9 protein-coding genes are annotated in these 11,396 nt (G+C 71.8%); 6 read left to right on the top strand and 3 right to left on the bottom strand.

The genetic code is table 11. The annotated features are described in order from the left end of the window. Nucleotides 1–491: 491 nt before the first annotated feature. The 6 genes from G3I40_RS18205 (at nucleotide 492) to G3I40_RS18230 (ending at nucleotide 6,821) form a co-directional block, all read left to right on the top strand. Nucleotides 492–1,712, top strand: a complete 1,221-nt coding sequence (locus tag G3I40_RS18205; protein WP_164303196.1) for an FAD-dependent oxidoreductase — start codon at nucleotides 492–494, stop codon at nucleotides 1,710–1,712. Nucleotide 1,713: 1 nt separating this feature from the next. Then, complete coding sequence (gene nirB / locus G3I40_RS18210; protein WP_164303197.1) at nucleotides 1,714–4,269, top strand: nitrite reductase large subunit NirB; 2,556 nt, start codon at nucleotides 1,714–1,716, stop codon at nucleotides 4,267–4,269. Then, complete coding sequence (gene nirD / locus G3I40_RS18215; RefSeq protein ID WP_164303198.1) at nucleotides 4,266–4,619, top strand: nitrite reductase small subunit NirD; 354 nt, start codon at nucleotides 4,266–4,268, stop codon at nucleotides 4,617–4,619. Before nirB ends, nirD begins: the two co-directional genes overlap by 4 nt. An 86-nt stretch (nucleotides 4,620–4,705) precedes the next feature. Beyond that, a complete protein-coding gene (locus G3I40_RS18220) occupies nucleotides 4,706–5,290 on the top strand; it encodes a TetR/AcrR family transcriptional regulator (protein ID WP_164303199.1) in 585 nt (194 codons plus the stop codon). Nucleotides 5,291–5,419: 129 nt separating this feature from the next. After that, nucleotides 5,420–6,190 (top strand): SDR family oxidoreductase, encoded by a 771-nt coding sequence (locus tag G3I40_RS18225; RefSeq protein WP_164303200.1) that lies wholly within the window; start codon nucleotides 5,420–5,422, stop codon nucleotides 6,188–6,190. 103 nt (nucleotides 6,191–6,293) lie between these two features. Continuing rightward, nucleotides 6,294–6,821, top strand: a complete 528-nt coding sequence (locus G3I40_RS18230) for a hypothetical protein (protein WP_164303201.1) — start codon at nucleotides 6,294–6,296, stop codon at nucleotides 6,819–6,821. A gap of 6 nt (nucleotides 6,822–6,827) precedes the next feature. Here the strand turns inward: G3I40_RS18230 and G3I40_RS18235 are convergent, their stop codons facing one another. The 3 genes from G3I40_RS18235 to G3I40_RS18245 form a co-directional block, all read right to left on the bottom strand. Next, complete coding sequence (locus G3I40_RS18235) at nucleotides 6,828–7,754, bottom strand: oxidoreductase (protein WP_164303202.1); 927 nt, start codon at nucleotides 7,752–7,754, stop codon at nucleotides 6,828–6,830. A gap of 143 nt (nucleotides 7,755–7,897) precedes the next feature. Then, a complete protein-coding gene (gene ppdK, locus G3I40_RS18240) occupies nucleotides 7,898–10,636 on the bottom strand; it encodes a pyruvate, phosphate dikinase (protein WP_164303203.1) in 2,739 nt (912 codons plus the stop codon). A 414-nt stretch (nucleotides 10,637–11,050) separates the two neighbouring features. Continuing rightward, a partial coding sequence (locus tag G3I40_RS18245) for an ROK family protein (protein WP_164303204.1) occupies nucleotides 11,051–11,396 on the bottom strand: 346 nt, incomplete at its 5' end.

The raw sequence follows: 11,396 nt of genomic DNA on the forward strand, positions 1-11,396 counted from the left end.
GGGAGTGATCCGGGCCGGGGCGGCGGGCCGGACGCGGGGTGCGCGGCGCGGGATCGGCGGGATCGGCGGGGCCTGCGCCGGTCCCTCGGTCTGGCGGCGGTACGCCGACAGGGCGGGGTAGTGGGGGAGTTCGGATTCGACGGCCTCGATGCTCACGCCAGCACGTTAGGCTCCGTCGCACCGGAATACGTCCTGGTCAGCACCGCCGGGCTGATCCTTAAGCCGCCCTTGAGGTCGGCCTGAACGGGGTTTAAGCCCCGTACGCCGCCAGGCCCTCGCGTGCCCCGGCGGGGCGCCGGGAACTGCGCGCCCCGCCACGACGGGCCCCGCCCCCGCGAGCGGAAGCGCACCCCCAACCGCTCGATGGCGCGCACCTCAGCGACGCGAGGACGCACCCTCACACCCCCGCCCCCACTCCGCTGAGCCCAGCGTTGCCCGAGGGAAATCGCCGGGACGCCCCCGGGAAACACCCACCCCGCACGCTGCGGAGCATGAACCGCGTCGTCGTCATCGGCACCGGCCTCGCCGGCACCCGCCTCGCCCGCCGCCTGGGCGAGCAGGCGGTGCTGATCGGCGAGGAGGCGCACGCCCCGTACAACCGGGTGCTGCTCGCCGAGGTCCTGGCGGGCAGTTACGGCCCCGAGGTGATCGAGCTGCCCGCCGCCCCGGGGCCCCGGCTCCGCACGCGCGCCGTCCGCGTCGACCGCGACCGGCGTCTGGTGCAGTGCGAGGACGGCGCCGAGGTCGCGTACGACACCCTCGTGCTGGCGACCGGTGCGAACCCGGTACTGCCTCCGCTGCGCGGCTTGTTCGCGCCCAACGCCCGCGAACTGCCGGGCGGAGTGCACGCGTTCCGCACGATGGACGACTGTCTGGCCCTCTCGGCGGCGGTCCGCGAAGGCACTCGCGCCGTCGTCGTCGGCGGTGGTCTGCTCGGCGTCTCGGCGGCGGGTGCGCTCGCCCGGCGCGGTGCCCAAGTGGTGCTGGTACAACAGGCCGAAAGGCTCATGGAACGTCAACTCGACCCGCGCGCATCTCAGTTGGTGCACCGGTATCTCACCTCGCTCGGCGTCGAGATCCACGCCGAGTGCCGGGTGCGCGGCGTCGGCGTCGTCGACGGGCGCGTACGCCGTGTGGAACTCCACGACGGGTACGTGCTCGGCACCGACGTCACCGTGCTCGCCTGCGGGGTGCGGCCCAGGACCGGCCTCGCGCAGGCCGCCGGTCTGGAGGTGCGCCAAGGGATCGTCGTGGACGACGAGTTGCGCACGTCGGACCCGCACATCCGTGCCGTCGGCGACTGCGTCCAGCACGCCGGCACGGTCTACGGACTCGCCACGCCCGCCCTCGAGCAGGCCGACGCCCTCGCCGGCCTGCTCACGGACACCGGTGCCACGACGGCGTACACCGGGACCCGCGCCCTGACCCGCCTCACCCTCCCGCACACGGCGGACCCGCTGGACCTCGCCGCGTTCGGCGAGAGCGAACCGCTGCCCGGCGACGACGTCGTACAGCTCGCCGACGCCACCCGCGGCACGTACCGGAAGGTCGTCGTGCGCGGCGACCGGCTCGTCGGGGGCGTCCTCGTCGGCGCGCTCGGCGCGGTCGGCACGCTCGCGCACGCCTGGGAGTCGGACGCGCCGCTGCCCGGCGACGGCGACACCGGCGCCGCACCGCTGCTCCACCTGCTCACCCACGACGGAGGCCTCTGACATGGCGACCGACCCGGCCGGCAAGGCACTGCCCACTCTCGTACTCGTCGGCCACGGCATGGTCGGCCAGCGCTTCCTCGAAGCGGCGGCCGAGCACGGTCTGACCGCGACGCACCGCGTGGTCGTCCTGTGCGAGGAACCGCGGCCCGCCTACGACCGCGTCCACCTCACCTCGTACTTCTCGGGCACCACACCCGAGGAACTGTCCCTGACGGACCCGGAGTTCCTCGACAAGCACGGCATCGAGCTGCACGTCGGCGAACCGGCCGTGGCCGTGGACCGCGCGACCCGCACCGTGCACGCCCGCTCCGGCCGCCGCGTCCCGTACGACGCGCTGGTGCTGGCGACCGGCTCGTACCCGTTCGTGCCGCCGGTGCCCGGCAAGGACGCCCCGGGCTGCTTCGTGTACCGGACGATCGAGGACCTGTACGCGATCGAGGAGTACGCGCGCCGGCACGCGACCGTCGGCGCCGTGGTCGGCGGCGGACTGCTGGGCCTGGAGGCGGCGGGCGCGCTGCAAGGGCTCGGACTGGCCACGCACATCGTCGAGTTCGCGCCCCGGCTGATGCCCGTGCAGGTCGACGAGGGCGGTGGCGCCGCCCTCCTGAAGACCATCGGCGACATGGGGCTCTCCGTCCACACGGGCGTCGGCACGCAGGAGATCGTGGCCGACGGGGCGAACGGGGCGGTGCGCGGCATGAAGCTCTCGGACGGTTCGCAGCTCGCCACCGACCTCGTCGTCTTCTCGGCGGGGGTGCGGCCGCGCGACCAACTGGCGCGCGACATGGGTCTGTCGGTGGGCGAGCGCGGCGGCATCGCCGTCGACGCGCAGTGCCGCACGAGCGACCCGTCCGTCTTCGCGATCGGCGAGTGCGCGCTGGCCTCGGACGGCCGGGTGTACGGGCTCGTGGCCCCCGGTTACGAGATGGCGCTCACGGCAGCCGCCGCCCTCGCCGACGACGCCTGCGGGGCGTCCTTCACCGGCGCCGACCTCTCCACGAAACTGAAGCTGCTCGGCGTGGACGTGGCGTCGTTCGGCGACGCGCACGGCACGGCCGACGGCTGCCTCGACGTCGTCTACGCGGACTCGCGCGCGGGCACGTACAAGAAGCTCGTCATGGGCAGGGAGGGCGAGCTGCTGGGCGGGATCCTCGTCGGGGACGCGGAGGCGTACGCCACGCTGCGCGCGCTGACCGGCACCGTGCCGCCCGTCGCGCCGGAGTCCCTCGTGCTGCCCGCCGGTGCGGGTGCGCCCGCCCAGCTCGGCCCGGACGCCCTGCCCGCCGACGCCGTGATCTGCTCCTGCCACAACGTCACCAAGGGCGAGATCTGTGCTCACGCCTCGCTGCCGGAGGTGAAGAAGTGCACCAAGGCCGGTACGGGGTGCGGCAGTTGCGTCAAGCTCATCGGGCAGCTGCTGCCGAGGTCCGGGGACGACGGGCTGTGCGGCTGCTTCCGGCACACGCGGCAGGAGCTGTACGAGATCGTGCGCGTCAAGCGCGTCACGAGCTTCGCGCGGCTCCTCGACGAACACGGCCGGGCCGAGGCGCGCGGCGGCGAGGGCTGCGAGGTCTGCAAGCCGACGGTCGGCTCGATCATCGCGTCGCTCGCCCCGTCGATCGGCGCGGACGGCTACGTCCTGGAGGGCGAGCAGGCGGCTCTGCAGGACACCAACGACCACTTCCTCGCCAACTTGCAGAAGAACGGTTCGTATTCGGTCGTGCCCCGGATTCCGGGCGGGGAGATCACCCCCGAGAAGCTCATCGTGATCGGCGAGGTGGCCAGGGACTTCGGGCTCTACACGAAGATCACGGGCGGGCAGCGCATCGACCTCTTCGGCGCCCGGGTGGAACAACTCCCATTGATCTGGGCGCGCTTGGTGGACGCGGGCTTCGAGTCGGGACACGCGTACGGCAAGGCGCTGCGGACCGTGAAGTCGTGCGTCGGGCAGACCTGGTGCCGTTACGGGGTGCAGGACTCGGTCCGCATGGCGATCGACCTGGAGCTGCGCTACCGGGGCCTGCGCGCTCCCCACAAGCTGAAGTCGGCGGTCTCCGGGTGTGCCCGCGAGTGCGCCGAGGCCCAGTCGAAGGACTTCGGCGTCATCGCCACGGCGAACGGCTGGAACCTGTACGTGGGCGGCAACGGCGGCATGACGCCCCGTCACGCCGATCTGCTGGCACAGGACTTGAGCGACGCCGAACTGATCCGTCTGATCGACCGGTTCCTGATGTTCTACGCCCGCACCGCGGACCGCCTGGAGCGCACCGCGGCCTGGCTGGACCGGATCGAGGGCGGCCTCGACCACGTGCGCGACGTCGTCGTGCACGACGCGCTCGGCATCTGCGACGAGCTGGAGGCGCTGATGCGCGCGCACGTCGCGCACTACCGCGACGAGTGGTCCGCGACCCTCGACGACCCCGAGCGCCTGTCGCGCTTCGTCTCCTTCGTGAACGCCCCCGGCACCCCGGACCCGACGGTCCGCTTCGTCCCCGAGCGCGACCAGCTCAGGCCCGAGCTGCCGCTGATCCCCCTGGAAGGACTCGCCGTACGATGACGATCGCTCCCGAGAAGACGACCGTACTGGTCCAACTGGCCGTCGCTGATGGGTGGTTGACCGTCTGCGAGCTGTCCCGGCTGACCCCGGGGCGCGGCGTCGCCGCCCTCCTGCCCGACGGCCGGCAGGCGGCGGTCTTCCTCGACCGCGCGGGCCGGGTCTTCGCCCTCGACAACACCGACCCGTTCACGGGCGCGGCCGTGCTGTCGCGCGGCCTGATCGGTTCGGCGCAGGGCCGGCCGTTCGTGGCGTCCCCGCTGCTCAAGCAGCGCTTCGATCTGGGGACGGGGCGCTGCCTGGAGGACGACGGGGTCGCGGTGCGGGCGTACGAGGTGCGCACGGTGGCCTGACTCGTACGCGACCGATCGCTCTCGACCGACCGCCCTCGACCGATCTTTCTTGACCGCTCGTTCTGGATAGGTCTAGATTCCTCGTCGTGGCCAGGACCAAGGAATTCGATCCCGACGCGGCGCTACAGGCAGCCCTGGAGCTGTTCCACCGGCGCGGCTACGAGGCGACGTCGATGACGGACCTCGTCGAGCACCTCGGCGTCGGACGCGCCAGCATCTACGCGACGTTCGGCAACAAGCACGAGCTGTACCTGAAGGCGCTGGACCGCTACACCGACTCCGCCGACCTGCACGCGCTCGACGAGCTGTCCGGCAGCGGACCCGCACTGCCCGCCGTGCGCGCCCTGGTGCGCCGGTTCGCCGCCGAGGCGAGCGGCGAGGAGCTGCGGCGCCTCGGCTGCCTCGTCACGAACACCGCGACGGAGCTCGGCCCGCACGACAGCCAGGCCGCCCGCCGCGTGGAGCGCAGCTGGGAGCGCATGGAGACGATGCTGCACAGCACGCTCGTGCGCGCCCGCGCCCAGGGCGAGCTGCCGGCCGACCGCGATCCGCGCGCGCTCGCCCGTCTCCTGCTGGTCCTCATGCAGGGCATCCGCGTCGTCGGCAAGGCCTCGCAGGACTCGGGGCGCGTCCGGGACGCGACGGAGCAGGCGCTGGCCCTGCTGGACTGACCGCCCGTCCACGTCGCCCCGGCGACTTCCCCTACCCTCCCGGCCATTCCCGCGGCCGTTCCGTCAGCCGCTCCTCGCACATCCTCATACTGAACCGATTAGTCAAGAATCGAAGCAATAGGAGCCTTCATGTCCCGCACCCGCTTCTCCGGCAGGACCGCCCTCGTCACCGGCGGTGGCTCCGGTCTCGGCCGGGCCATCGCCCGCGCCCTCGCCGAGGAAGGCGCACAGGTGGTCGTCACGGGCCGCTCCGCCGCACCGCTGGACGAGACCGTCGCGCTCATCGAGGCGGCGGGCGGCACGGCCGTCGCCCAGGTCGCGGACGTGTCCCGCGCCGAGGAGGCAACGGCCGCTGTCCGCACGGCAGTCGACCGGTTCGGCTCGCTCGACGTCGCCGTCAACGCGGCCGGGATCATACGGGGTGCGGGCACCGCGGTCGGCGATCTGCCCCGGGACGACTGGCACGCCCTGCTCGACACGAACGTCACCGGCGTCCTGCACTCCCTCCAGGCCGAGATAGCCCAGATGCGCGGCCAGGCCGACGGCGGCGCCATCGTCAACGTCTCCTCGAACCTGGGCCCGCACGCGTCCCGCCGGGGCCTGACCGGGTACGCCGTGTCGAAGGCCGCCGTCTCCGCGCTGACCCGCGGCGCCGCCCTGGACCACATCGCCGAAGGTGTGCGCATCAACGCGGTCAGCCCGGGCCCGATCGGCACCGCCATGTCGCGGCACCCCGGTGAGAGCGCGGCCGAGCAGGCCGTCCGCATGAAGGAGGAGTCCCCGCTGGGCCGCGTCTCGACGACCGACGAGGTCGCCGCCGCCGTGCTGTACCTGGCGTCCGCCGACGCCGCCTCGGCGGTCGGCACGGACCTGGTGATCGACGGCGGGGCGTCGGCCTAGGGCGGACGCCCGGTGTCAGGGGTGCGTCAATGTGCGGGGTGGCCGGATCAGTACGGCGTCAAGGGGGCTGACGTGCACCGGCGCCGCACCTACGGTGCCGTGCATGGCATGCGACGTGAGGACACCGGGGACGGCGGCGACGGTGGTGGACCGGAACTGGGCTCGTGAACTGCGCTCGGCCCTGCTGTGCGCCGCGCTGCTGCTCGTCCTCGTGTTGACCATCGACGCGGCGAACTCGACCCTGACGCCCGCCCGCACGGCCCTGTGGACGGGCCTGTCCCTTCTCCTGCACGCCGTGCTGCACCCGGCGCGGGTGACGGCGGGGCCCGGCTGGCTCGCGGTACGCGGTCTCGGCCGGCGGCGGCACGTCTGCACGGACCTGCTGGTGTCCGCGCGGCGCGGCGAGGGCATCACGCCGCGGCTCGTCCTGCGGGACGCGCTGGGCTCCCGGGTGGAGCTGGACCCCGCGGTCCTCACGGCCAACCCGCTGTTGTGGCACGGCCTGGAGACGGGCGCGGCCCGGGCCCGGGCCAGCGGTCTGCTGGTCAGCGGCGAGGACGTGCTGCGCGGGCTGGGGGAACGGATGGACCGGGACGCCGCGCAGCGGATCTTCGAGGCGTCGGGCCTGTGAAGGCGCTCAGGACTTCAGCTCCGCGTAGGCGACGCCCGTCAACTGCTCGGAGGCCGCCCAGAGCCGCTCCCCCGCCGCGTCGTTGCGGGTCCAGGACGCCCGCCAGGACGCGGCCGGCGCACCGCGCCACATGAGGACCCGCGGCCCGTAGAAGCCGTCGGGCCGCACCCCGGGCGCGGTCGCCGCGTACAGCGACGGCAGGGCGCCGTGCTCGGCGGACTGCCCGACCACGCGGTTGCCCAGCTCGAAGAAGCGCTGCACTCCGATGCGGCCCTCCATCTTCGCGCCCCGCGTGTGCAACTCCGTCGACGTGTAACCAGGGTGCGCGGCGCAGGCGACGAGGTCGGCGCCGGCGTCGGCGACACGGCGCGCCAGTTCGTGGACGAACAGCAGGTTGGCGGTCTTGGAGCGCGAGTAGGTCACCCAACGCCGGTAGCTCTTCTCGCTGTTGAGGTCGCCGATGTCGATGTTGGCGAGTGCGTGCATGACGCTGGAGACGGACACGACGCGGGCGCCGGGCGCGTCGAGCAGGCTGGGCAGCAGCAGCCCGGTCAGCGCGAAGTGGCCGAGGTGGTTGACGCCGAACTGCGTCTCGAACCCGTCGGCGGTGCGCCCGTACGGGAGCGCCATGACCCCGGCGTTGTCGATGAGCAGGTCGATCGGGCGCCCCTGCCGGCCGGCCGCGAACTCCCGTACGGAGGCCAGGTCCCCCAGGTCGAGAGGCCCGAACTCGGCGTCGGCGTGCGGCACTTCCCGGCGCAGCCGGTCCAGCGCCGCGGTGCCCCGCTGCTGACTGCGGCAGGCGAGTACGACCCGGGCGCCGGCCCGCGCCAGTTCGCGCGCGGTGACGTAGCCGATGCCGGTGTTGGCCCCGGTGACCACGGCCGTGCGGCCGCTCTGATCGGGGATGTCGCTGGCGTTCCAGCCGCTCATGGCTGTGCTCCCTGGGCGCGCGTCGGTCGGTACCGGGTGGGTCCGCCCGACAGTAGGCGGCTGCCCCGATGCCGCTCAACCCGTACGCACGCCGAGAGGGCGGCACCCCCCGCACGGGGTGCCGCCCTCTCCTTGCGGTGGTCCTACCTGTGGTCGCTGCCCGTCGACGTGGACGCGGCGCGGCCCGCCTCCAGGCGCGCGACCGGGATGCGGAACGGCGAGCAGGAGACGTAGTCGAGGCCGACCTCGTGGAAGAAGTGGACCGACTCCGGGTCGCCACCGTGCTCACCGCAGACGCCGAGCTTGAGGTCGGGGCGCGTGGCACGGCCGGCCTCCACGGCGGACTTCACCAGCGAGCCGACACCGTCCTTGTCGATCGTCTCGAAGGGGCTGACGCCGAAGATGCCCTTCTCCAGGTACGCCGTGAAGAAGCTCGCCTCCACGTCGTCGCGGCTGAAGCCCCACACCGTCTGGGTGAGGTCGTTCGTGCCGAAGGAGAAGAACTGGGCGGCCTCCGCGATCTGCCCGGCCGTGAGGGCGGCGCGGGGCAGCTCGATCATGGTGCCGATGGCCAGCTTCAGCTTGACGCCGCTGGTGGCCTCGACCTCCGCGACGACCCGGTCGGCCTCCTCGCGGACGATCTCCAGCTCCTGGACGGTGCCGACGAGCGGGATCATGACCTCGGCCCGCGGGTCGCCCTTGGCGTTCTTGCGCTCGGCGGCGGCCTCGGCGATGGCCCGGACCTGCATGGCGAACAGGCCGGGGATGACCAGGCCGAGGCGGACGCCGCGCAGGCCCAGCATCGGGTTCGACTCGTGCAGCCGGTGCACGGCCTGGAGCAGGCGCAGGTCGTTCTCGTTGGCGTCCTGGCGGGACTCGGCGAGCGCGACGCGCACCGACAGCTCGGTGATGTCGGGCAGGAACTCGTGCAGCGGCGGGTCGAGGAGGCGGATCGTGACGGGCAGGCCGTCCATCGCCTCGAACAGCTCGACGAAGTCGCGCTTCTGGAGCGGCAGCAGCTGCTTCAGCGACTCCTCGCGCTCGTTGTCGGTGTCGGCGAGGATCAGCTTCTCGACCATCTCGCGGCGCTCGCCGAGGAACATGTGCTCGGTGCGGCACAGGCCGATGCCCTGGGCGCCGAACCGCCGGGCGCGCAGCGCGTCCTCGGCGTTGTCGGCGTTGGCCCGTACGCGCAGGCGGCGTACCCGGTCCGCGTACGCCATGATCCGGTGCACGGCGCCGACCAGTTCGTCGGCGTCGTCGGCGCCCGCGTGCATGCGGCCCTCGAAGTACTCGACGACCGGGGAGGGCACGACCGGCACCTCGCCGCGGTAGACCTTGCCCGTCGAGCCGTCGATGGAGACGACGTCGCCCTCCTCGACGACGACGTCGCCGATGGTCAGCCGGCGCCGCTTGGTGTCGACCTCGAGCTCCTCGGCGCCGCACACACAGGTCTTGCCCATGCCGCGCGCGACGACGGCGGCGTGCGAGGTCTTGCCGCCGCGGCTGGTCAGGATGCCCTCGGCGGCGATCATGCCGTCGAGGTCGTCGGGGTTGGTCTCGCGGCGGATCAGGATGACCTTCTCGCCGGAGCGCGACCACTTGATCGCGGTGTACGAGTCGAAGACGGCCTTGCCGACCGCGGCGCCCGGCGACGCGGCGATGCCGCGCCCGAGCAGCTCGACCTTCGCCTCGTCGTCGAAGCGCGGGAACATCAGCTGCGCGAGCTGCGCCCCGGAGACGCGCTGCAGTGCCTCGGCCTCGTCGATGAGCCCCTGGTCCACGAGCTGGGTGGCGATCCGGAAGGCGGCCCCGGCGGTCCGCTTGCCGACGCGGGTCTGCAGCATCCACAACTGGCCGCGCTCGATGGTGAATTCGATGTCGCAGAGATCCTTGTAGTGGTTCTCCAGGGTCTCCATGATCTGCATGAGCTGGTCGTACGACTTCTTGTCGATCTGCTCCAGATCGGCGAGCGCGACGGTGTTGCGGATGCCCGCGACGACGTCCTCGCCCTGCGCGTTCTGCAGGTAGTCGCCGTACACGCCCTGGTGCCCGGAGGCGGGGTCGCGGGTGAAGGCGACGCCCGTACCGGAGTCGGCGCCGAGGTTGCCGAAGACCATCGAGCAGATGTTGACCGCGGTGCCGAGGTCGCCGGGGATGCGCTCCTGACGGCGGTACAGTTTGGCGCGGTCGGTGTTCCACGAGTCGAAGACCGCGTGGATCGCGAGGTCCATCTGTTCGCGCGGGTCCTGCGGGAAGTCGCGCCCGGCCTCGGTCTTGACGATCTTCTTGAAGCGCGTGACGAGCTTCTTCAGGTCGGCCGCGTCCAGGTCGGTGTCGACCGCGACCTTCTTGGCCCGCTTGGCCTTCTCCAGCTCCTCCTCGAAGAGGTCGCCGTCGACGTCCAGGACGGTCTTGCCGAACATCTGGATGAGGCGGCGGTAGGAGTCCCAGGCGAACCGGTCGTCGCCGGCCTGCTTGGCCAGTCCCTGCACCGACTTGTCGGAGAGCCCGATGTTGAGGACGGTGTCCATCATGCCGGGCATGGAGAACTTGGCGCCCGAACGGACCGACACCAGAAGGGGGTTGTCGGCCTGGCCGAGCTTCTTGCCCATCGTCTTCTCGAGGGCGTCGAGGTGCGCACCGACCTCGTCACGCAGTGCCACCGGCTCCTCGCCGCTGTCGAGGTACACCTTGCAGGCCTCGGTGGTGATGGTGAAGCCCGGAGGAACGGGAAGCCCCAGGTTGGTCATCTCGGCGAGGTTGGCACCCTTGCCGCCGAGAAGGTCCTTGAGGTCCTTGTTCCCCTCGGTGAAGTCGTAGACGAACTTCGCACCCTGCTCGCCTTGATCGACTACCTGAGGATCTTTGTTTTCCGACACGGGTCTCGACTCCTCGAGGCTCGGTGGCTGCCCTGACGGCGAGGAACATACCCAGATCCAAGGCTCATGGGTACGTCCACTCAGCGGTCATACGGACGTAACCACCCGTCCGCCAGGAGATCGAAAGTGACTGATGGGTACGCACTATCGAGATCCTGCGTTCACTTCCCGAAGACACAACCCCGCAGAGCCGAGCTATCGCTCATATGAGCAGAGCTTGCTCTCATGTGCGTTCAAGTCATAAATGATCGAGCGGTGGCACTGAGTGCCACGGCTTGGAGAAGTGCAGTCACTGAATTTCCGCTCATCTGAGCGTAGGCGCTATCAGAGGTGGCGAGAATCACGCCGTTTGAAGCGGCCCGCGGACGGCTCGATGTCAGCATGCGGACACGGAGCGGGGCCGAAACGGGCCCGTCACACGCCCAGTGCCGCCAGCCGCTCCTCCGCCGGGCCCGGCGCGTACAGCTCCTCCACCACCAGCGCTCCCGCTCCGATGAGCGCGGAGCGCTCGCCGAGCCGGGAGGTGACCACGTCGAGATGGGCGGTGGAGCGGGGCAGCGCGCGCTGGTAGAGGAGTTCGCGGACCCCCGTCAGGAAGGGAGTTCCGGCCAGATCTCCGGCGATCATGAGAACCCCGGGGTTGAGGAGCGTGACGACCGTCGCGAGGACCTCGCCGACGCTGCGGCCCGCCTCCCGCGCGAGCCGCACCGCCTGCGGGTGGCCCGCCGCGAGCAGCTCGCGCACGTCCGGGCCGGACGCC

The organism is Streptomyces sp. SID14478 (genome assembly GCF_010548525.1).
GTDB lineage: Bacteria > Actinomycetota > Actinomycetes > Streptomycetales > Streptomycetaceae > Streptomyces.

Excerpts from the sequence above, each read along its gene's own strand:
- G3I40_RS18205 (WP_164303196.1), top strand. The coding sequence starts at position 492 with ATGAACCGCGTCGTCGTCATCGGCACCGGCCTCGCCGGCACCCGCCTC.
- nirB (WP_164303197.1), top strand. The coding sequence starts at position 1,714 with ATGGCGACCGACCCGGCCGGCAAGGCACTGCCCACTCTCGTACTCGTC.
- nirD (WP_164303198.1), top strand. The coding sequence starts at position 4,266 with ATGACGATCGCTCCCGAGAAGACGACCGTACTGGTCCAACTGGCCGTC.
- G3I40_RS18225 (WP_164303200.1), top strand. The coding sequence starts at position 5,420 with ATGTCCCGCACCCGCTTCTCCGGCAGGACCGCCCTCGTCACCGGCGGT.
- G3I40_RS18230 (WP_164303201.1), top strand. The coding sequence starts at position 6,294 with ATGGCATGCGACGTGAGGACACCGGGGACGGCGGCGACGGTGGTGGAC.
- G3I40_RS18235 (WP_164303202.1), bottom strand. The coding sequence starts at position 7,754 with ATGAGCGGCTGGAACGCCAGCGACATCCCCGATCAGAGCGGCCGCACG.